General features: G+C 35.1%; 22 protein-coding genes and 2 other annotated features. Of the genes, 19 read left to right on the top strand and 3 right to left on the bottom strand.

What is annotated here, in order from left to right:
* Window positions 1-108: 108 nt before the first annotated feature.
* The 4 genes from KTQ83_RS00425 to KTQ83_RS00410 are packed head-to-tail and all read left to right on the top strand — an operon-like array spanning window position 109 to window position 5,138.
* Entirely contained in the window at window positions 109-1,488 is a 1,380-nt protein-coding gene (locus KTQ83_RS00425; protein WP_118114510.1) for a glycine--tRNA ligase, read from the top strand.
* Window positions 1,488-3,257: a DNA primase gene (gene dnaG, locus KTQ83_RS00420; protein ID WP_117923818.1), complete on the top strand. Its 1,770-nt coding sequence runs from the start codon at window positions 1,488-1,490 to the stop codon at window positions 3,255-3,257. The genes KTQ83_RS00425 and dnaG overlap by 1 nt, the downstream gene beginning before the upstream one ends.
* Window positions 3,258-3,261: 4 nt before the next feature.
* A complete protein-coding gene (rpoD, locus tag KTQ83_RS00415) occupies window positions 3,262-4,485 on the top strand; it encodes an RNA polymerase sigma factor RpoD (protein WP_186998435.1) in 1,224 nt (407 codons plus the stop codon).
* Window positions 4,485-5,138, top strand: coding sequence for a tRNA (adenine(22)-N(1))-methyltransferase (locus tag KTQ83_RS00410; protein ID WP_186998434.1), 654 nt, complete (start codon window positions 4,485-4,487; stop codon window positions 5,136-5,138). Before rpoD ends, KTQ83_RS00410 begins: the two co-directional genes overlap by 1 nt.
* On the opposite strand, the gene ispH is transcribed toward KTQ83_RS00410, so the two are convergent.
* The gene (ispH, locus tag KTQ83_RS00405; RefSeq protein ID WP_117923824.1) at window positions 5,123-6,022 is read right to left on the bottom strand and encodes a 4-hydroxy-3-methylbut-2-enyl diphosphate reductase; all 900 of its coding nucleotides are present in this window, start codon (window positions 6,020-6,022) and stop codon (window positions 5,123-5,125) included. The genes KTQ83_RS00410 and ispH overlap by 16 nt on opposite strands.
* Before the next feature lie 81 nt (window positions 6,023-6,103).
* On the opposite strand from ispH, the gene KTQ83_RS00400 reads away from it, so the two are divergent.
* Window positions 6,104-7,426: a DEAD/DEAH box helicase gene (locus tag KTQ83_RS00400; protein WP_186998433.1), complete on the top strand. Its 1,323-nt coding sequence runs from the start codon at window positions 6,104-6,106 to the stop codon at window positions 7,424-7,426.
* On the top strand, window positions 7,423-8,262 hold the full coding sequence (locus KTQ83_RS00395) for a deoxyribonuclease IV (RefSeq protein WP_117923828.1): 840 nt from the start codon (window positions 7,423-7,425) through the stop codon (window positions 8,260-8,262). The genes KTQ83_RS00400 and KTQ83_RS00395 overlap by 4 nt, the downstream gene beginning before the upstream one ends.
* 6 nt (window positions 8,263-8,268) lie before the next feature.
* On the opposite strand, the gene ispG is transcribed toward KTQ83_RS00395, so the two are convergent.
* Complete coding sequence (gene ispG / locus KTQ83_RS00390; protein ID WP_217255776.1) at window positions 8,269-9,318, bottom strand: flavodoxin-dependent (E)-4-hydroxy-3-methylbut-2-enyl-diphosphate synthase; 1,050 nt, start codon at window positions 9,316-9,318, stop codon at window positions 8,269-8,271.
* Window positions 9,319-9,420: 102 nt separating this feature from the next.
* Between ispG and KTQ83_RS00385 the strand changes: the two genes are divergently transcribed.
* From KTQ83_RS00385 to tyrS, 13 genes are all read left to right on the top strand, one after another.
* A complete protein-coding gene (locus tag KTQ83_RS00385) occupies window positions 9,421-11,496 on the top strand; it encodes a peptidoglycan D,D-transpeptidase FtsI family protein (RefSeq protein WP_244975705.1) in 2,076 nt (691 codons plus the stop codon).
* A 79-nt stretch (window positions 11,497-11,575) separates the two neighbouring features.
* Window positions 11,576-11,725, top strand: coding sequence for a 50S ribosomal protein L33 (rpmG, locus tag KTQ83_RS00380; RefSeq protein WP_003864966.1), 150 nt, complete (start codon window positions 11,576-11,578; stop codon window positions 11,723-11,725).
* A gap of 39 nt (window positions 11,726-11,764) precedes the next feature.
* A complete protein-coding gene (locus tag KTQ83_RS00375) occupies window positions 11,765-12,388 on the top strand; it encodes an MBL fold metallo-hydrolase (RefSeq protein WP_217255775.1) in 624 nt (207 codons plus the stop codon).
* A 44-nt stretch (window positions 12,389-12,432) separates the two neighbouring features.
* Window positions 12,433-13,425 carry an ATPase, T2SS/T4P/T4SS family gene (locus KTQ83_RS00370; protein WP_117923834.1) on the top strand — a complete coding sequence of 331 codons (993 nt, stop codon included), beginning with the start codon at window positions 12,433-12,435 and terminating at the stop codon, window positions 13,423-13,425.
* On the top strand, window positions 13,385-14,332 hold the full coding sequence (locus KTQ83_RS00365) for a type II secretion system F family protein (protein ID WP_217255774.1): 948 nt from the start codon (window positions 13,385-13,387) through the stop codon (window positions 14,330-14,332). Before KTQ83_RS00370 ends, KTQ83_RS00365 begins: the two co-directional genes overlap by 41 nt.
* A 14-nt stretch (window positions 14,333-14,346) precedes the next feature.
* The gene (gene comGC / locus KTQ83_RS00360) at window positions 14,347-14,646 is read left to right on the top strand and encodes a competence type IV pilus major pilin ComGC (protein ID WP_117571621.1); all 300 of its coding nucleotides are present in this window, start codon (window positions 14,347-14,349) and stop codon (window positions 14,644-14,646) included.
* Window positions 14,624-15,016, top strand: coding sequence for a prepilin-type N-terminal cleavage/methylation domain-containing protein (locus tag KTQ83_RS00355; RefSeq protein ID WP_186998429.1), 393 nt, complete (start codon window positions 14,624-14,626; stop codon window positions 15,014-15,016). The genes comGC and KTQ83_RS00355 overlap by 23 nt, the downstream gene beginning before the upstream one ends.
* Window positions 15,003-15,164 (top strand): hypothetical protein, encoded by a 162-nt coding sequence (locus KTQ83_RS00350; protein ID WP_158567574.1) that lies wholly within the window; start codon window positions 15,003-15,005, stop codon window positions 15,162-15,164. The genes KTQ83_RS00355 and KTQ83_RS00350 overlap by 14 nt, the downstream gene beginning before the upstream one ends.
* On the top strand, window positions 15,127-15,519 hold the full coding sequence (locus KTQ83_RS00345; protein ID WP_158567575.1) for a prepilin-type N-terminal cleavage/methylation domain-containing protein: 393 nt from the start codon (window positions 15,127-15,129) through the stop codon (window positions 15,517-15,519). Before KTQ83_RS00350 ends, KTQ83_RS00345 begins: the two co-directional genes overlap by 38 nt.
* Complete coding sequence (locus tag KTQ83_RS00340) at window positions 15,506-15,868, top strand: hypothetical protein (protein ID WP_217255773.1); 363 nt, start codon at window positions 15,506-15,508, stop codon at window positions 15,866-15,868. Before KTQ83_RS00345 ends, KTQ83_RS00340 begins: the two co-directional genes overlap by 14 nt.
* 18 nt (window positions 15,869-15,886) lie before the next feature.
* Window positions 15,887-16,083, top strand: a binding site (T-box leader).
* A 37-nt stretch (window positions 16,084-16,120) separates the two neighbouring features.
* Window positions 16,121-18,535 carry a leucine--tRNA ligase gene (gene leuS / locus KTQ83_RS00335; RefSeq protein WP_217255772.1) on the top strand — a complete coding sequence of 805 codons (2,415 nt, stop codon included), beginning with the start codon at window positions 16,121-16,123 and terminating at the stop codon, window positions 18,533-18,535.
* A gap of 12 nt (window positions 18,536-18,547) precedes the next feature.
* Window positions 18,548-19,801, top strand: coding sequence for a peptidoglycan bridge formation glycyltransferase FemA/FemB family protein (locus KTQ83_RS00330; protein WP_217255771.1), 1,254 nt, complete (start codon window positions 18,548-18,550; stop codon window positions 19,799-19,801).
* Between the two features lie 25 nt (window positions 19,802-19,826).
* Window positions 19,827-20,023: a binding site (T-box leader), on the top strand.
* 31 nt (window positions 20,024-20,054) lie between these two features.
* A complete protein-coding gene (gene tyrS, locus KTQ83_RS00325) occupies window positions 20,055-21,287 on the top strand; it encodes a tyrosine--tRNA ligase (protein WP_117923849.1) in 1,233 nt (410 codons plus the stop codon).
* A 14-nt stretch (window positions 21,288-21,301) separates the two neighbouring features.
* Here the strand turns inward: tyrS and mnmL are convergent, their stop codons facing one another.
* Window positions 21,302-22,231, bottom strand: a complete 930-nt coding sequence (mnmL, locus tag KTQ83_RS00320) for a tRNA modification radical SAM protein MnmL/YtqA (protein WP_117923851.1) — start codon at window positions 22,229-22,231, stop codon at window positions 21,302-21,304.
* Between the last annotated feature and the right edge of the window lie 39 nt (window positions 22,232-22,270).

Raw genomic sequence — 22,270 nt, 5'->3', positions numbered from 1 at the left:
TTCTTTGCGTGTGTCTTTGGATTTAGTCTAGAAATTTGTTGATAAATGAGATATAATATGAAAGTGTATCCTTTTGTCTGTATACATGAAAGAAATGAGGTAAATAACATGAACGAAAAGACATTCAATGATGTAGTAAATCACATGAAAACCTCTGGATTTGTTTACCAAGGTTCAGAAATTTATGGTGGTTTGGCAAATACTTGGGATTTTGGTCCTTTAGGCATTGAATTAAAGAACAATATTAAAAATGCATGGTGGAAACGTTTCATCCAGGAAAGTGAACACAATGTAGGATTGCAGAGTGCAATCTTAATGAACCCTAATGTATGGGTTGCCAGTGGTCACGTTGGCGGATTTAGTGATCCATTAATGGATTGTAAAGAATGTAAGAGCCGTTTTAGAGCGGATCAATTGATTGAAGAAGCCAGCAATCACACAGTAAACTGTGGTGGTATGTCAAATGAAGATATGGAAAACTATATCGCTGAACATGAAATTACATGTCCAAAATGTGGAGCTAAAAACTTTACAAACATTCGTCAATTTAATTTGATGTTCAAAACATTCCAAGGTGTATTAGAAGATGCGAAGAGTACAATCTATTTGCGTCCAGAAACTGCACAGGGAATCTTTGTCAACTTCAAAAACGTACAAAGAACAATGCGTAAAAAGTTACCATTCGGTATTGGACAGATTGGTAAGAGTTTCCGTAACGAAATTACACCAGGAAACTTCATTTTCCGTACACGTGAATTTGAACAGATGGAACTTGAATTCTTCTGTAAACCAGGAACGGATTTAGATTGGTTTGAATACTATTGTAAAAACTGTGTTCAATTCTTAAAGGATTTGGGTATCAACGAAGAAAACATTCGTTTACGTGCTCATGATCCAGAAGAATTAGCACACTACTCAAATGGTACAAGTGATATCGAATACCACTTCTCTGAACCCATCGGATGGGGTGAATTATGGGGTATCGCAGACCGTACGGACTTTGACTTAAAAGCACACCAGACAACTTCTAAACAAAACTTAGAATATTTTGATCAAGAAGCAAACGAAAAATACATTCCATACGTTATCGAACCAAGTGTAGGTGTTGAACGTTTGATGTTGGCCGTAATGTGTGAAGCTTACCAAGAAGAACAATTAGAAAATGATTCTCGTGTTGTCTTAAAATTACACCCGGCATTAGCTCCATATAAAGTAGCTGTACTTCCACTTTCTAAAAAATTATCTGATCAAGGGGATGAAGTGTTCGCTAAATTAGCTAAACACTTTAGTGTAACGTACGATGATGCACAAAGCATTGGTAAACGTTACCGTCGTCAAGATGCGATTGGTACACCATTCTGTGTTACGGTAGATTTCGAAACCGCAAACGATGGATGTGTTACGGTTCGTGATCGTGATACTATGCAACAAGAACGTATCGCTTTAGATGACCTTGTTTCATATATTGAAAAAAGAATTGAATTTTAATGAGCTGGATATCAGAAGATGATATAAAGGCCATTCGTCAGCAGGCTGATATTGTTGATGTGATGTCCCGTTATATTACATTAGAAAAAAAAGGCAAAGACTATAAAGCAATTTGTCCATTTCATGATGATCACGATCCTAGTTTATCAATCTCAACTGATAAACAAATATTTAAATGTTTCGTATGCGGTACTGGAGGAAACGTCTTCACATTTGTACAAAAGATTGAAAACATTTCATTTCTAGAAGCCGTTTGTAAGGTTGCAGAACTGATTCATTATCCTTTACACATGGATAAAAGTCAGTTTCAACTCAAGGTTGATCAAAATCAGCCTTTATATGACTGCGTTCAATCGTACATTCGCTTTTTAACATATGAGTTGCAGAGTGAGAATGGCGAAAGCGTGAAAAGGTATTTAAGTCAAAGAAAAATAAATGAAGATATTATAAAAAGATTTGAGATTGGGTATGCACCTGAATCGAGTCGTAGTGTGAAGTATCTCAAGGCAAAAGGTTTTAACGAACAAATACTCACAGATACAGGTTTAATTCGTACTCACGATCTAGATACCTATGCCGTATTCGACAATCGATTGATGATTCCAATTCATGATGAAAATGGAAATCCCGTTGGATTTACGGCCAGGCGCTTAAATGAGGATAAGGATGTAGCCAAATATATCAACACTTCTGAAACAAAGATCTATCATAAGGGCAATTTGATTTTTAATTATCATAGAGCCAAAGCATTTGCGAAAAAGAACAAGCGATGCATATTAGTTGAAGGAGCTATGGATGTCATTGCCTTTGAAAAGGCAGATATTCATGAAAGTATTGCTTGTTTAGGAACAGCTTGTACAAAAGAACAAATAACGCTATTAAAACGCTTAAACGTTCCTTTGGTTGTCTGTTACGATGGGGATCGAGCTGGTAAAGCCGCTACCTATAAGTTTGGAAAATTAGCCGTTGATTACGGACTGAATTTTTCCATAGTAAAAAATACAACCGGTAAAGACCCAGATGAAATCTTTAATGAACTAGGAAAAGATGAACTCTATTTATCTGTTCATAAAACTGTATCATTTGTAGAATTCTTATTTGATTATTTACCGAACCAATATGATTTAGACAATTACGAGGATAAGAAAAAATTCACATCGGAAATGCAGTCATTCATTGAAAGGACATGTACCGATTTTGAAAAGGCCGATTATTATTCTCGTATCCGAGATTTGACAGGATTTGATTTATCACATCAATCTGCAAATATTCCGGCACCCAAAAAAGAATCCAGAAATAATGCGGCTGTGGTTCGAAATATAGAGCCATTAAAAAATGGAAGAACACTTGCCGAACACGGTGTTTTATGGATGATTCTAAACAGTAAACTTGCGGCCGATCAATTCAAAGATCAGATTGGTTTTTTCCAAGATCCAGTCTGTGAAGAATTGTCATTATATTGTTACGACATGTATCGAAATATGGACCACATTGATTTTGATGTACTGATGAGCTACATTGAAAAAGAAGACGTCCGTAATTTGTTGGTAAGCCTGATGGAAAACGCGTTTCATGTTGATGGATATAATGAAGACTTCTTTAACGATAGTTTAATGAAGATCAAAGAATGTACTTTACAAGCCCAAATTGACAATCTCAATGATCAGATCAAGAGTGTGCAAGATCCGATGTTAAAGATTTCCTTGGCTAGTAAAAAACAGGAATTAATTATTCAAAGAAATGAAATCTTACATCGAAAGGAAGGATGAAAGAATGGCAAATGAAAAATTAAAGTTTACAAGCTTAGAAGAGGCAAAAGAATTCTTGCTGAAGAGTAAAGAAGAAAATGCCGATGTTTCCCAAAAACAATTCTTAGATGCGGTAAGTGCTTTAAATTTAGATGATGATACAATGGATGATCTATATAACTGGATCGACGAAAACTTAATCGAATTTATCGATGGGGACGAATTAGATGATGATGAAGTCTTAGACGATGATCTAAGCGACGAGGATTTGGACGAAGAAGATTCAATTGCGGAAGAAATTTCGCAATTGGAAAAGACATTCGCTAATGCATCTCATGCCAAGATTAATGACCCCGTTAAGATGTATCTAAAAGAAATTGGTCAAATTCCATTGTTGGATCCAAAAGAAGAGCCCATCATTGCTCGTCAGATCCAAGAAGGGGAAGAAGCCAAAGAAGCGATGAAAAAACCTGATTTAAGTGATGAAGAGAAAAAGAAACTCGCAAAAGTCATTGCGGACGGTGAACAAGCCAAACAAATGTTGATTTCTTCAAATCTTCGTTTAGTTGTATCTATCGCTAAAAAATATGTAGGACGTGGCATGTTGTTCTTAGATTTGATTCAAGAAGGAAACTGTGGTCTAATTAAAGCTGTTGAAAAATTTGACTACACAAAAGGTTTCAAATTCTCTACATATGCGACATGGTGGATTCGTCAATCTATTACACGTGCAATCGCAGACCAGGCACGTACAATTCGTATTCCCGTACACATGGTTGAAACGATCAATAAACTAACGCGTATTCAACGTCAATTGGTGCAAGATTTAGGTCGTGATCCATTACCAGAAGAAATTGCCGAAAAGATGGAGAATATTTCAGCGGAAAAGGTTCGTGAAATCCAAAAGATTGCCCTGGATCCAGTCAGCCTAGAAACACCAATCGGTGAAGAAGACGACTCGCACTTAGGTGACTTCATTGAAGATAAGGATACATTATCTCCAGATGATTACACAAACAACCAATTATTAAAAGACGAAATCAATGCCGTTCTACAAGGTCTTACAGAACGTGAAGAAAAAGTATTGCGTTTGCGTTTTGGCTTGTTAGATGGAAGAACTCGTACACTTGAAGAAGTTGGCAAAGAATTTAACGTAACACGTGAGCGTATTCGTCAGATTGAAGCCAAGGCATTACGTAAATTGAAAAATCCAAATCGTTGCAAGCGTTTAAGAGATTTCGTAAAATAATGATACCTTGTTCGAATCGAATTCAAGAAATATTAGAATGGGTGAATGGAGAGTGCATTGCGGACATTGGCTGTGATCATGCCTATGTTGTCTGCAACGCCATTCTGAATCATCAATCTAAAAAAGGCTATGCCTGTGATGTGGCACAAGGCCCATTAGATAATGCCAAGAAAACGATTGAAGAGAATCACTTATCCGATTTGGTATCTTGTCGATTATTAGATGGCATTCAGGGCTTAGAAAGCGATGTAGACCAAATCATTATTTGTGGCATGGGAGGAAAACTTATTATCGATATCCTATCAAAGGGAAATTTGTATCGTGGTTTACGTCTTTTATTATCTTGTCATAAAGATGATTTTGCCTTAAGAGAATATTTACACGATCATCATATTCATATTGTAAGAGAAAAAATGATTTATGATCATGGACACTACTATCCTATTCTTGATTGTGTTTGCGAAGATAAGGAACAAGAGGTTTCTACATCCCAACTTTACTTTGGTGTAAACATGCTTATTGATGAAATATATGCAGCGTATTTAGATTTTGAAGAGAATAAGTATAAAAATATTCTTTCCAAAGTCAATAAACCTGAATTTATTGAAAAAATTGAATATATAAAAGAAATCCGTACTCACAGAATTTCCTGAATACGGATTTTTGGTTTTTTCATATCGAAAGATAAATAATCTTTGACTTGATTCGTTAAATACGTAGGCGTACTTGCACCACTTGTAATCGCAATTGTGGTATATTTTTCAAAATCTTTCTTATCAATATCTTCGGCCGTTTGAATCGAGAAGACATGTTCAATGCCAGCCTGTTTTCCAATATCAACAAGTTTTTGCGAATTGTTACTAGTTGGATCTCCCACGACAATCAAACAATCGACGTTTTTTAAATCTAAAATAGCTTGTTGCCGAACACGCGTAGCGTTACAAATCTCATCGTGGAAGAGGGCATTCGGGTATAAGCGTCTAATTTTTTCAAACGTATCCTTCAATTCATAGATCGACATAGTAGTCTGGTTTGTCACAAAGATCTTTGAAGTATTCACTTTAGGAATCTCTTTATGTGGTTCAATCAAATGCACATGCTCACTCATTGTATAAATAGATTCGGCTTCGGGATGTTTATTTTTACCAATATAGAGAATGGTATACTCTTCATCTAAATATTGCTTCACAATCTTTTGTGTTTGAAGTACAAATGGACAACTCGCATCCACCAAAATCAATCCTTTTTCTTTGGCCTTTTCATAGACTTTAGGACTGACGCCATGCGCTGTAAAGATCACAATGCCTTCATGGATTTCATCTAATAATTCCACGCGTGTCTTTGTCTTATCTTCAATGGTATCAATTGAATAATATTGAAGCGCTTTTTTGACATATTGATTATGCACTAGATTACCCAATATGGTAATCTTTTGATCTGGATATTGAATTCTTGTTTTTTTGGCGGTTTCAATGGCTTTTAAAACCCCACCGCAATAGCCCTGAGGCTTGACTATAATGATATTTTGTGTTTTCATGTATACATTATGCCCTAATTTTTTGTATTTGTAAAATGGGAAGAATTTTGGGATAATACTAAAGTAAAGGATGTGAAAATAATGAATAATCGTATTCAAGAAATAATGGATTTAGAACATTTTAAAACTTTAACACCGATTCAAGAACAGGTGTTAAATCGTAAAAATAAAAATAGAGATATCATTGGTGTATCAAGTACAGGATCAGGAAAGTCACATGCTTTCTTTATGCCTATCTTTGAAATGCTAGACTTTGATCAAGACTGTGTACAAGCTGTTATTTCAGCTCCAACTAGAGAACTTGCATATCAATTGTATGATCGTTGTCGTAAGATTGCCAAACACTTCAATGTACGCGTGAAATTAGTCACAGGTGGTATGGAAAAAGTGACACAAATGGAAAAGCAGCCACAAATCGTCATTGGTACGCCTGGAAGAATGAAAGACATGTTTATTAAAGATAATGTCTTGCGTTTGGATACGGCTAAAATTGTCGTAATCGATGAAGCGGATATGACATTAGAATTTGGTTTCTTAGAAGATATTGATGAAATTCTATCAAAGATGGATAAGAAGGTTCAAATGATGGTTTTCTCAGCAACTATTCCAGAATCTTTACAACCATTCTTAAAGAAATATTTATATGATCCAGAATTTATTGAAATCAAAAAGGAAGAAGCTTTCCAAAGCGATGTAAAACACATTTTAGTTCCTTGTAAGCATAAGAGCTACGAACAAAAGATCTTAGACGTACTTCCATGTATTCAACCTTATGTATGTTTGATTTTTGCGAATACTACACTAGAAGCTCAAAGTATTGCGAAAACCATGCGTGAAAATGGATATGATCTAGTCGAACTTCACTCAGGGCTTGAATCACGTGCGCGTATGCAGGCCATTAAAATGATTCAAAGCCAGAAGAAAAGCTACATTGTAGCCAGCGATATTGCCAGTCGTGGAATTGACTTAGAAGGAATTACGCACGTTATTAGTTGTGGATTCCCAAAAGATTTAAAATTCTATATCCACCGTGCAGGTCGTACTGGAAGAGCGAGTCGTGATGGACAATGTATCGCTTTATATAAAGAAAGTGATGCGAAATCAATTCAGTCATTAATCAAACAAGGCATTGAATTTGAACATCAGGATGTAAAGAATAAACAATTTGTAGATTTAAAACCATATGTGAACAAGCGTCCTATGAAAAAGGATGAATTTCATGAAGAAGTGGAAAAAATCGTTCACAAGAAAAAGAAAGTAAAACCAAACTATAAGAAAAGACAACGCCAGGAAATTGATCGTATGAAACGTAGGAAGCGTCGTGAAATGATTAAGTCGGATATTAAGCGCCAACAAAAAGAGCGTGCTAAAGAAAGACAACGTCAAAAAGGAATGGACGTATGATCTATTTAGGTAGTCACGTATCTTTTAAAGCTCCAAATTACTTTAAAGGCGCTATTGAAGAAGCACTATCCTATGGAGCGAATGCCTGTATGATCTATACGGGTCCTCCAAGTAATACGCGTCGTGTGGACGTATCTAAATTAAAGATAGAAGAAGCCAAAGACTATATGGCTGAACACAATTTTTCTATCGATCGCGTGATTGTACATGCACCGTATATCATTAACTTGGCTAATGCTCTAAAACCAGAAACAGCCCAGTTTGGTCAAGACTTTTTAAAGACGGAATTAGAGCGTGTTTCTCAAATTGGTGCAAAAACACTTGTACTGCATCCAGGAAGTCATGTAGGAGCGGGTATGGATGTGGGTATTGAATGGATTATCAATGGTTTAAATGAAGTGTTAGATCATGATGATACAGAAGTTAAGATTGCCCTAGAAACGATGGCTGGAAAAGGCAATGAGTGTGGCTTTACCTTTGAACAGTTAGCCAAAATCTATGAAGGAATCCATAAAAAATCGCGTGTTGGCTATTGTATGGATACATGTCATATTTGGGATGCCGGGTATGATATTACGCATTTTGATGAAGTTTTAGATAAATTTGATTCTATTTTAGGTTTAGAGAATCTTTTATGTATGCATATCAATGATTCTAAGAATCCACTTGGTGCACATAAGGATCGGCACGAAAATTTAGGCAAAGGTTATATAGGATTTGATGTATTGCACTCAATTGTGCATCATCCTAAATTAGAACATGTCACAAAAATATTAGAGACACCTTTTATTGATGGAAAGGCGCCTTATAAAGAAGAAATCTCAGCTTTGCGCTGAGATTTTTTAAAACTTTTCAATTTCTTCCTTTAAACGAGCCACAATCTTGTCTTGAGGAATCTTTTCAATGATTTCACCCTTCTTGATTAATAACCCCTCTTTTTTGCCGCCTGCAATTGCAATGTCGGCATGTTTTGCTTCTCCCGGACCATTGACAGCACATCCCATGATGGCTACTGTGACATCTTTATTGACGGTTTGAAGATAGCTTTCTACCTCATTTACGGCCGGCTCCATATCCCATTGTGTACGTCCACAAGTTGGACATGCGATTAGATTCGGTACGTTTTGAATCAATTTACAATCTTTTAATAATTCTTTGACAATTGGAATCTCTTTTTCAGGAGCCCCATTCACACTAATACGAATTGTATTTCCAATACCTTCATTTAATAATGTACCTAAAGCTAAGCTGGACTTAATGGCACTTGTCATTGTGGTACCAGCTTCGGTTACACCTAAGTGTAATGGATAATCAAAGGTTTGGGCAGCCAAACGATAGGCTTCAATACAAAGTAATGGATCACTTGATTTAAAAGATAATACAGTATCATAGAAATCTAGATCTTCTAGAATTTGTACATGTCTTTTAGCACTTTCAATCATACCTTGGGCTGTTGGTTTACCATATTTTTCGTGAATATCCTTTTCTAAAGAACCACCATTGATTCCAATACGAATAGGAATGTGTTTTTCTTTACACGCCTTCACAACCTTTTCTACATTTTCTCTAGCCCCAATATTACCTGGATTTAAACGTATCTTATCTGCGCCTGCCTCAATACATGCCAAGGCTAAACGATAATCAAAATGAATATCGGCTACTAATGGAATATGAATTTGTTTCTTAATATCTTTAATGGCTTTGGCATCCTCCATATCCATACAGCTGACACGAATCAATTCGCATCCCATTTTTTCTAGGCTTAAAATTTGTTTGGCAACTTCATCGGCCTTTTTAGTCTCTATGTTACACATAGACTGAATAATGACGTGATTATTATGTCCAATTTCAAGATTTCCTACTTTTACTTGACGAGTTTCTGTTCTTTTCATAGACAACCTCCATGACTAAAGTATACGCCATTCCTTCTTTTTTTTCCATTTCATCTTGGAAACGTGTATAATATATATTGTTTCGTACAAAGGGGGATCCAATTGAAAAAGAGTAGAAAAACATTGAAAAGGGCAAATCAAAATGTATCTGTTGATCAAGTCATTTCCAATCGTATATTGATACTTACACTCACAATAGTCGTGTGCTTCTTGGTCATCTTTTTACGATTGTTTTATCTGCAGATCATTTCATATAATGACTATACCGCAAAGCGTGAAGACTATACGTCCATCAAACAATATACATCGGCACCACGAGGACAGATTTATGATTGTAAGGGAAGAATCTTAGCTAAAACAGTAGTCAGTCACAATATCGTTTTTACTTCACCCAATAATTTTGATGAAGATGATTATGAACTTTATGCCAAGCGTATTGTAAAAGTCTTCAGTGTCAGTGCTAAAGATTTTACGGATGAAGATAAAAAACAAGCGTATATCACTTACAAATCATTCTTATCACCAAGTGATAGTGAATATGCCGCCAATCATTTATTGACTGCTAAAGAATTTAAACAATATAAAAATGGGGCATGGGGTGGTGATGCTGAAAGTAAAAGATATCAAATTTTAATGAATCGTATTGGTAAGAAACAAATCGGAGAAATGTCCCAGACTAATCTAAAGATGTGTGTCATCTACCAAAGAATGGTGGCCAAACAAAGTACAGGTCAAGAAAATGTTGTATTAGAAGATATCAGTGATGATGATGTCGCGTATTTGGTGGAACATAAAACGGATTTTCCTGGTTTTGACGTTGATTTTGGAGGCTGGAAACGCGAATATCCATATGGCGAATCTTTATCCGACGTTTTAGGTAGTGTTACTACAAGTACCCAAGGATTACCAAGTGAGCTTTCCAGTTATTATCTATCTAAAGGTTATCAATATAATGCAAGTGTTGGGAAATCGGGCCTAGAATATCAATATAATGATTTACTAGCAGGAACTCCAGAAATTGCCAAGATCACCTATGATTCAAAGGGGCTAGCGCAAAAAGAAGTGATTCAGGAAGCTAAAAAAGGATATGACATTCACTTGTCAATTGATATAGATCTTCAATCTACATTAGATAATGTATTAAAGAATACTTTGAGTGAGAATGGGGGTACGAAAAATCGTGAAAACTTCCAATCTTTATTTACGACTGTTTTAAATTCAAAAGATGGTTCGGTACTTGCGATGTCCGGCTACCAAATGGATTTAGACACTAAAGAAATGACTTACTTTGCCTCTGGTAACTATATGTCTTTAGTGAACCCCGGATCTTGTATCAAAGGGGCTACTGTCTATATGGGTGAGAGTGAACATGTCGTAAGTCCAGGTGAAGTGATTGTCGATAAAGTTATGAATATTGGTGGTCAGGAATTTAGTTCGTATGAAGAACATGGACCTGTTGATGATGTATCTGCACTACAAGTAAGTAGTAACGTTTATATGTTTAATGTAGCCATCCGTTTAGCCGGTTCAAGCTATGTAGAAAAAGAACCATTAGCTATGTCAGACCTTCAAGGTACGCTAAATTTAATGCGTTCTTATTATTCGATGTTTGGCCTAGGCAATAAGACGGGTGTGGACGTGCCAAATGAATCGAGCTCTTATATGGGTTATGGTTCTGAACCAGGTATGTTACTAAACTATTCGATTGGTCAGTTTGATATGTATACACCACTTCAATTGGCTACATATGGTACAACCATTGCCTCAGGTGGTAATTTATATGAACCACACTTTATGGCCTATGCGACAGAAGTCAATTCGAGTGAAGTAATTGTGAGTAATGGCAAAAAAATTAAATCTACATTGCCTGAAAAGAATGCACAATATTTAGAGCGTGTGCAACAAGGATTTAAAGCCTGTGTATCTTCTGGCTATTGTGGGGATGGGCTAAAGGATATTGGCGTGGAAGTATCGGCTAAAACAGGTACAGCTGAAGTTGGCGACTATACAACCGCAAACCTAGTTGGGTATGCACCAAGTTCGTCTCCAGCGATGTCTTTTGCGTGCTCGGCACCGACTTCTTCAATGAATACTAAGAACGTTGCACCAAACATTTGTACAACGGCTGTTATGCCAGAAGTGGTAAAAACATATTTTGAATTGTATCCAGCTAGTTAAAATTTTGAAAATGACTTGAAATTGACTTGTAAGTTATGCTAGAATCAACTAGTAATTACTAATGTGAGGAGGACTGAACATGAGAGATCGTATTACATTTAAGTGCTCTGTTTGCGGTGAAGAAAACTATATTGGTACAAGAAATAAGAAAAAACATCCTGAACGTATGACTGTTAAAAAATATTGTCCAAAATGCAATCAGCAGACTGAACATAAGGAGAAAAAGTAAGAAAGACCGTTTTATTCGGTCTTTTTTATGTATTAGACTATGAAAGTACTTCAACAACCCTTAGGACCCGTACAGGCTAATTGTTATTTGGTGATGGAAAATCATCATGCCATCTTGATTGATCCTGCAGATATGTATCCAAACCTTGAATTCATCTTAAAAGAAAATGAATGCACTCTAGAAGCCATTGTTTTAACACATGCTCACTTTGATCATATTTCTGGCGTAGATAAGATTGTGGATGTATTCCATTGCGATGTGTATTTAAATCCCAATGAATTTGATTTTCTTCAAGATTCCGATTTAAATTCATCTTCTGCCTTCTATATGGATGTTACATGTGTCGCAAAATGTAAACCCATTTTAGAAGGAAAGAACACCATTGCAGGATTTGATATAGAAGCCATGTATTGTCCAGGACATTCCATCGGTTCAACTGTATTAAAAATTGAAGATTGTTTATTTACTGGAGACGTTTTATTTCAAGGATCTATTGGAAGAATGGATTTGGCAACAGGCTCTGTATCTAGTATGAAACAATCCTTAAAAAAATTGGTTCAATTAGACAAGGATTATAAAGTATATCCAGGTCATGGCCCATCCACTTCTTTATCGCAAGAGAAAAAATGGAACGAAAGTTTAAAATATGCAGAAATTTATTAAAATTTCTGCTTTTTTTTTCGTATATGAGAAGGGGGTGATAAAAAATGGATGACTTATTGCAAGATCTCATTGCGTATGCGATTGAAAAAAAGGCAAGTGATATTCATTTTGTTATGCAGAATCAAAAACTTCAAATCAAACTTCGAACGCAAAATGATATGTTAGATGTTTACCAAGATATTTGGCAGCCTGCATTCTTTGAGTATCTCAAGTTCATTTCTAGAATGGATCTTACCAGTCCATATGTTCCACAGAGTGGCCAATTCAAAATTTTACTTCATAATCACGAAATCTTTTGTCGTTTCAGTATGCTGAATAATCATAACGTGCAAACGGGTGTTATTCGAATGTTGAATACGATGCATGCGATTGAACTAAAAGCTTTATCTTTATGGAAAGAAGACACGAATTTTTTCAATTCACTTGTGCCATTAAGACAAGGCCTTGTCATCAGTGTAGGTCCGACCAATAGTGGAAAGACCACGACTCTACATGCCTTACTTCATGAGATTGCCAAAACTAAAAAGCATAAAGTAGTCAGTCTTGAAGATCCCATTGAGATTGAGGATGATTCTTACTTGCAGCTGCAGATCAATGAAAGTATGGGATTTACCTATGATGTCGGAATTGAACAATTGTTGCGGCATGATCCTGACATTATTTGTATTGGTGAAACAAGAAACAGTTATACCGCAAAGATGGTCTTGAGAGCGAGTTTAACCGGTCACTTTGTTTTTACGAGTATTCATGCCAAAGATGGGAAGGAGTGTATTCGTCGTCTTGAAGATCTAGGTGTATCTAAGAAAGATCTGGCTAGTGTTTGTACGGCCATTATTTCGCAACGCCTATATTCTAAAGGTGACTCTAAGGTATGTGTTTATGAAATTATGGATCAAAAAACGTTGCAGTATGTCTTGGAACACGGAAGGTATCCAAAAGAATTTAAAACTTTATCTAAAAAGATTACAGAAGGCATTAAAAAAGGATATATCGTGGATGCCCAAGCAAAGTACGATAGTCTTAGTTTATCGGGATGAAATTGAACAATTTGCGATGTTGATGAATCAAGGCTTGCCATTAGATACGTTGATTCGTTTAACATTTAAAAAGGATGAAGAAATCATAACGTATTTAAAAGAAGGGATGAATCTTCAAGAAATATTTACTCTAAATCAAAAGAAATTGTATTTTAAATATTTGCGAATTCTATCTGAAAAATTAAATTTAAGAGATGCGTTGGATTGCGTAAATAAAATTGAGAAAAGTTCGAATACTTTTTTTGAAACACTTTTAAAGAAGATTAGCTATCCGTTCTTTTTATTGATCTTTGCGTTCTTTATGATTCTATTCTTTTCAGACTATGTCCTTGTTCAAATGAAAGACTACATTTCAAATGGGATGGTATTTGTGTTTATCCATCTATTAAAGTGGGGGTTTGGATTTGTGATTCTATCCATGATCTTCTATTTGTTTCTTTATTATGTATTGTTTTATAAATACAATTCGAAAATGAAATGTCCATTTCGGTTAATGAAAAAAATGATATCGCTCCAATTTGTATGTATGTATCAAGCTTTAGACAAGTCTTATACTTCGACACAGGAAATTTTAGAAACATTAGCGTGTATAGATTTTAGTGTTGTTGGAAAGGTTTCAAATGAAATTCTTTCATGTTTAAAAAATGGAAAGAGTCTAGAAGAAAGTTTTCTAGAAATCGACGTGTTTGATTCGGATTTTAAAAAGATGTTGGTCTATGCCTTAACGAGCAACCAAATGCATGTCTTTTTTGACTTGTACATGAAGAAATGCAGTTTGGATTTAGACAAGTCTGTCAAGAAGATATCGACGGGTATTCAATTGTTTTCGTATATCAGTATTGGAATCTTAGTTTTGATTGTCTATCAAATTATGATGATGCCACTCAATATGTTAAATCAATTCTAAAAGGAGAAAGAAAAATGGAAAAGAAAAATGGTTTTACAATACTTGAAATGATGATTGTGATGTTGATTGTTGCGCTACTTTTATTGATCACACTTCCAAATATTCAACAAAAAGAAAAAATTATTCGCAATAAGGGGTGTGAAGCTTTACTTGAAATTGTCAACTCGCAAATCATGTTATATGAAATCGATCAATTAGAAACGCCAACAAGTGTGCAGGAATTGATTGATTTTGGTTATTTAAAAAAGGGACAGGATACATGTCCGGATCATAGTAAAGTGGTGATCGTAGATGGGCAAGCCGTATCCCAATAAGAATGGATTTACCCTTGTTGAAATGTTAGTGGTGCTGCTTATTGTTTCTATGCTTGGATTTGGACTTTCTACAAAGATGCACTCTTCTTTATATGTGTTTATGAAAAATCTGCAGACTCTATGTGTTACGGCTCAGGAAAAAGCGTATGTAAAACATCGAAAAGTATATGTTGAAATTGGTGATTCGATCTATATGGATGATGTCGAATATAAGATACCACATGGTATTGCGTGTGATCATGTATCTTTTTACTACAATTCCAAGGGCAACATGTCTAAGGCTATGTCACTCCATTGTCAAAATGCATCGAGTCAAATGAAACTTGTTTTCCAGGTTGGAGCTGGGAGGGTTCGTCTTGAAAAAGAATAATGGCTTTTTACTCGAAGATGCCTTGTTTGCGTTCTTTGTGATTTTGGTTTGTGCAAGTCTTATATTGAATGGCATTTATACTTTATATTTCCAAAGGAATCTTAAGATTGATGAAAAAATTGAAAAGAAATGGTTTTACTCTGATTGAAGCTTTGTTGGCGTTGTTTATCACAAGTTTAGTCAGCTTATTAGGCTGTATGCTTATGCGTTGTGCTTTACAATTTGCCCATATGGATGTGGATACGCAGAATCAATTTGCGGTTTTACAATTAAGAAGAGAACTTGCACAATCAAATGATTTGAAAATAGAATCGGATTGTCTAAGTTATATTCTAAATCATGAAAAGAAAGTCTTGTATTTTGATAAGCATCGCATTGTGAAGAGTCCTGGCTATGAAATCTATATGGAACAAATTGATGAGGCTATATTTTATAAGAAAGAAGATGGATATTATGTTTGGTTCAAAAAGAAGAATAAAACCTATGACTTTGAACTCTATTAATGGGTATGCGAGTGAAGTAAGTTTAGTGTGTTTATTTCTTGTGCTTCAGATTGTATCCTTTTTATCGTTGAGTACCCTTCAAAATGTGTATTTATTAAAAGCGAATCAACAAAATATTCTTGAACTATCCATTGTAGATCATGCCAAGCATATGATCCATCATAATAATCGCATTAAGTTGTGTCATACGAGTGAAAAAATAATAAAGGACAAAGATGAAAGGATACAGAATATAGATGTGCATTTTGAAGATCATGAGACTTTTATTGAATGTACATATTTAGATGTTTCAATGAAAATCTATTATGATGATAAGGCAATCGTTTCGGTTGATATTGACGAACAATGAAAAAAACGATAAAATTGATGCATAGCGATGAATTAGAGTAGTAGAAGGAAATGACAATTTTTAGAGAGCTAAAGTTGGTGAAATTTAGCATTGTACAGCCTTTGAACTTGCTAAGGAGCTGATGAGTAATGTTATCCGTATACTCTGCGATAAAGAGTTTGAGGGCACAATGAGAATTGTGAACTAAGGTGGTACCGCGTACAAACGTCCTTAGATTTCAAGGACGTTTTTTATTTTTAATAGGAGGCTAATATGTACGATCATTTAGAAGTAGAAAAAAAATGGCAGAAATATTGGGCAGATCATGAAACATTCAAAACGGATGTTTGGGATTTTTCAAAACCTAAATTTTATGCACTAGACATGTTCCCATACCCAAGCGGTGTCGGATTGCATGCTGGACACCCAGAAGGATATACAGCTACAGATATTGTTTCGCGTATGAAACGTATGCAGGGATATAATGTGCTTCACCCAATGGGATATGATTCATTTGGACTTCCAGCTGAACAATATGCTGTTCAAACAGGAAATAACCCAAATGGCTTCACACAAACAAATATCAAGACTTTCACAAAACAGTTGCAGGAATTAGGGTTTGACTATGACTGGTCAAAAATGATCGCAACATCTGATCCAGATTTCTATCATTGGACACAATGGATCTTTAAACAATTGTACAAAGATGGCTATGCCAAATATGTAGACATGCCAGTAAACTGGTGTGAAGAATTGGGTACAGTATTATCGAATGATGAAGTTATCGATGGTAAGAGTGAACGTGGTGGATATCCAGTTATTCGTAAAAATATGAAACAACTATGTATCGACCAGGCTGCTTTTGCGGAACGATTACTAGAAGGTTTAAATGAAATTGATTGGCCAGAATCGACAAAGGAAATGCAAAGAAACTGGATTGGTCGTTCAACAGGTGTTGAAGTTCAATTTGATATTGTTGGTGGTGGAAAATTCTCTATCTTTACAACATGTATTGAAACAATTTATGGTATTACATTCATGGTGCTTGCACCAGATGGAGATTTAGTACAAGAATTAATGCCAAGAATTCAAAATCAAGAAGAAGTAAAAGCTTATATTCAAGAAACGGTTTCAAAATCTGAAATGGACCGTACAGAATTGAATAAAGGAAAAACAGGATGTCGTCTAGAAGGTATTAAGGCAATTAACCCAGTCAATGGAAGGGAAGTCGAAGTCTTTATTGGAGATTTCGTTTTAGCAAACTATGGAACAGGAGCTGTCATGGCTGTACCAAGTCATGATCAACGTGACTTTGAATATGCGATTGCCCACAATATTGACAGGATTCAAGTTATCGAAGGACAAGACGTAAGTGAACATGCCTTTGAAAAACAGGACTATTTAGGAAAAGGCTGCAAGCTAATCAACTCCGAAGAATTTACAGGTCTTACTGTAGAAGAGGCAAAAGTAGCGATTACGAAAAAATTAGTGGATATGGGGATTGCCAAAGAAACAGTTAACTATCGTTTCCGTGAATGGATTTTTGCTCGTCAGCGTTATTGGGGAGAACCAGTACCAATCGTACACTTAGAAGATGGAACAGACTATGTTCTTCCAGATGAAGAGTTGCCATTGATTTTACCTGAACTTGAAGACTACAAAGGACACAATGGTAAGGCACCACTTGAAAATGCGACAGAATGGAAACAATACAACAAAAATGGCGTAAAGGGTGTTCGTGAAACAAGTACTATGCCTGGATCTGCCGGATCTTCATGGTATTATTTACGTTACATTGATCCACACAATGATAAACAATTGGCTGATCCAGAATTAATAAAACACTGGATGCCTGTTGACTTATATGTTGGTGGACCAGAACATGCGGTAGGACACTTGATGTATTCACGTATCTGGAATAACTATTTATACGATAAGGGTATTGTCGCATGTAAGGAACCATTCAAGAAATTAGTACACCAAGGTATGATTTTAGGTGAAAATGGAATCAAAATGGGTAAACGATTCCCAGAATATGTAGTCAATCCTTCAGATATCGTAAAGAAATATGGTGCCGATACACTACGTTTATATGAAATGTTCATGGGACCATTGGAACAAAGTAAACCATGGTCAATGGCTGGATGTGATGGTGCTAGAAGATGGATTGATCGTGTTTATCGTTTATTTATTGAATCTGGCAAAATCACAGATACAAACGATGGTAAATTAGATAAAGTATATAATCAGACAGTTAAAAAGGTTACCGAAGATTATGAAGCATTAGGTTTCAACACAGCTATTTCACAAATGATGATCTTTGTGAATGAAGCATATAAGGCTGACACCGTTTATAAACCATATGCCGAAGGAATCGTGAAGATGCTTTCATGTATTACACCTCATATTGGTGAAGAAATGTGGCAATTATTAGGTCACGAAGATACAATTGCGTATGAGCCTTGGCCAACATATGATGAAGCTAAATTAGTAGAAGATACAATCACTTGTGTTGTTCAGGTCAATGGTAAAGTGCGTGGTAAGTTTGAAGCGGCTGTTGGTTCTAGCAATGAAGAACTTCAAAAACAAGCGATGGAACTTGAAACAGTCCAACGCCAGCTTGAAGGTAAGACAATTCGTAAAGTGATTGTTGTTAAGGGTAAAGTTGTAAACATTGTTGCCAACTAAGAAGGTGTGTTTATGCAAATCAAAACCATAAGTATCCAAGAGTATCGTAATTATTTAGATACTCTTGATGCTGTTATCTTTCAACAATCGGATTTTCAGGCACAAAAGTTTATGCATGATGGCTGGCAAGTTGAATTTATTCAAGCTAGTGAGCAAGGTAATGTATATGCAACGTGTATGCTTGCATATATTCCTTTGATGAAAGTCTTTAAATATTGTTATATTTCAAGAGGATTTATTGCTGATTATAAACAAAAGGATAAGCTTAATAGTTTTGTATCCGAGTTGAAAAAATATCTTAAAAAGAAGAATGTTGTGTATCTAGAAACAGATCCGGAGATTGATTTACAAGAAAGAGATAAAGATGGAAATATTGTTGAAGGTGGATTCAATAATTTTGATGTAGTAGAAAATTTGAAGTCATCAGGCTTTGTACAACTTCCATTGACTCAAGGCTATGATTTAAATAAAGAGTGTCGTTGGTGTTCAAGTTTAGATCTACGTAATAAAACGGCCGATGATATTTTTAAAGAGTTTTCTTACACAACAAGACAAGACGTTCGTAGTGCACAAAAATATTGTGTAAATGTCAGAAAATTAAATGTTAATGAATTAGATATTCTAGATTCTATGGAACAAGAGACGAGTAAGCGTCATAACTTCCATGCTTTTGATTTAAACTATTATAAAGAACTTTATGAGTTCTATGGCGATGATCATGTAGAAACGTGGTTGTCTTATTTAGATTTAGATCAATATTCTTCTAAAATACAGAAAGAATATGATAAGACTTTAAAAGATATTGAAAAGACAAAGACATTCTTAGAATCAAATCCTGGTAATGTTAAAAAGGAAAAACGTTTAAAGACGGATGAAGAATACTATAATTCTTTAAAGAAAAAATTAAACCAAATTTCAGGTTTAAGAAATGAATATGGTGAAATAGTACCATTGGCTTGTTGTTTATTCTTGAAGTATTCAAATCAAATTATTTATTTGGTTGGATCAAGTAATTATGAACAAAGAGTCTTTAGAGGACCATATGCGATTCATTGGAATATGATTCAAGAAGCTATAGAAGAAGGGTATGAGTACTATAACTTCTATGGTATTAGTGGTTTATTCGAACCTGAACAAGAGGGATATGGAGTTTTTGATTTTAAAAGAGGTTTTAATGCTGTAGTGCATGAATATATTGGTAACTTCATCCTTCCATGTAAACCATTTATTTTTAAAATTTACAACAATTTAAAACATATTTATTGAGTTTAGTTTCTAGATTCGATATAATAAATGCGCTATGATAAGAAAGAGTACACAGATTATCTATTTCTTAGAGAGAAACTGGCTGGTGTAAAGTTTCAAATAGACCTGTGGAATACACCTTGGAGCTTCAATTTTGACGTATACCTGCGTTAAAGGTTTAAGTGCATACAAAAAAATATTTTGTATGAAGTAAGGTGGTACCGCGATTCAATCGTCCTTATTGGGCGATTTTTTTTATTATCAGGAGGAAAAAATGGAATTATTTGAAGAATTGAAATGGCGTGGTTTAGTTGACAACGTCACAAGTGAAGAAGTAGAAGATGTCATCAATAATGGGGAAGTTACATTCTATATTGGTACAGATCCAACGGCAGATAGCTTGCACATTGGGCATTATTCATCTTTATTAATGGCAAAACGTTTAGAAAAACATGGACATCACCCAATCATGTTGGTGGGTGGAGCCACTGGATTTATTGGAGATCCAAAGGCAACTGGAGAAAGAAGTATGTTGACTCCAGAAGTATTAAAATCAAATTATGATGCATTACATGCACAAATCTCTAAATTATGGGGCTTTGATATGGTCAATAACTTAGATTGGACAAAAGATATCACAATTATTGATTTTTTACGTGACTATGGAAAATTATTCAACGTAAACTATATGTTGAATAAAGAAACTGTTAAAAAACGTTTAGATTCAGGAATCAGTTATACAGAATTTTCTTATATGATCCTTCAATCTTTGGACTTCTTAAATCTATACCAGACCAGAGGTTGTACAATGCAGATCGGTGGACAGGACCAATGGGGAAATATCACTTCAGGTCTAGAGTTAATTCGTAAAAAATGTGGCGCGGACGTGAAATGTTATGGTTTGACTATGCCATTAATTACGAAAGCGGATGGAACTAAATTTGGTAAGAGTGAAACGGGAACGGTTTGGTTGGATCCTAAAAAGACTTCACCTTACGAATTATATCAATTCTTATTCAACACGGATGATTCAAAGGTCATTGAATATTTAAAGAAATTAACATTCCTAACAAAAGAAGAAATTGATGCTTTAGAAGTATCTTTAAAGGAAGATGCTGGAAGACGTGAGGCACAAAAGAAATTGGCTGAAGAAGTTGTACGTGATTTACATGGTGAAGAAGGTTTACAATCGGCTTTAAAAATCACAAACGCATTATTCAGAGGTCAACTCAATGATTTGGATGAACAACAACGTTTAGATGCGGTTAAAAACATGGATAAAGTAGATCAAGAATCTGGAAAGACTTTAATCGATGTTTTAGTAGAGGCTAAGATTGCTTCGAGTCGTCGTGAAGCTAGAGAGTGGATCAAAGGGAATTCCATTAGCTTAAACGGTGTCAAAGTCAATGATGAAGCTTTAGTTATTGATTCTACTCAAGCATATGTATCTAACTATGTAATCATTCGTCGTGGTAAGAAAAGATATTATTGTTTAAATTTGAAATAAATAAAAATACGTGGTTAGACATGTTTGCCTTGCCACGTATTTCTTTTTACCATTAACTTATCAATTTCATTTGTCACAATCGTTTTCTTGATTGTCCATTTTGGCACAATTAGATCTTTCGCAATTCCATCACCTGTTAAACGTTCAATGATGACTTCTTGGGGTAATAACTCCAATTGATCGACTACAATATCGACATATTCTTCTAAAGTTAAAATATGAAATGGTTCTTTTTCATATTCTTTAGCCATTTGTGTCCCTTCAATCAAATGCAGCATATGAATCTTGATCGCATCGACAGGATGTTTAGAAATCTGTTTGACAGTTTCTAACATGTCTTGTTTGGCTTCACCAGGAAGTCCATTGATAATATGTACACATGTTTTGATGTTTGTGTCCTTTAATTTGTCTAACCAATCAAACACGATTTGTGTTGAATGTTTTCGGTTACAGCGTTCCATGGTGCTTTCATGTACGCTTTGAAGACCTAACTCTAGCCAGACTTCTTTATTTTGACTATTTAAGTAGTCTATAATTTCATCATTTATACAATCGGCACGTGTTGCGATCGCAACGCCAGGAATGTTTGGGTCTTTAAAGAAAGGATCATATATTTTCTTCAAGATAGGTAGTGGAGCATATGTATTGGAATAACTTTGAAAATACGCAAACCCAATACAATCAGGCCACTTATTTTGCATGCGCTTTAAGCCTTCTTTATATTGTTTTTGTAAAGAATCATCAAAACATAAAATACTATCACCTGAGCCCATACTCGAACAGAAAGTGCATCCTCCTGTTCCTTTAAATCCATCACGGTTTGGACAGGTAAAGCCAGCATTTAATGGAATCTTCGCTACTTTTTGATGGTATTTGTTGCGAAAATAATAATTAATGGTTTGATATCTTTTATTGTCATTTGAATAAGGATAAGGATTGTTCATTATATCACCCAAAACATTCTAACATAAAAAGAAACTGCG

This window comes from Holdemanella porci, assembly GCF_019052655.1.
GTDB classification, from domain to species: Bacteria; Bacillota_I; Bacilli_A; order Erysipelotrichales; family Erysipelotrichaceae; genus Holdemanella; species Holdemanella hominis.
This window is presented reverse-complemented; position numbering and strand designations above follow the sequence as displayed.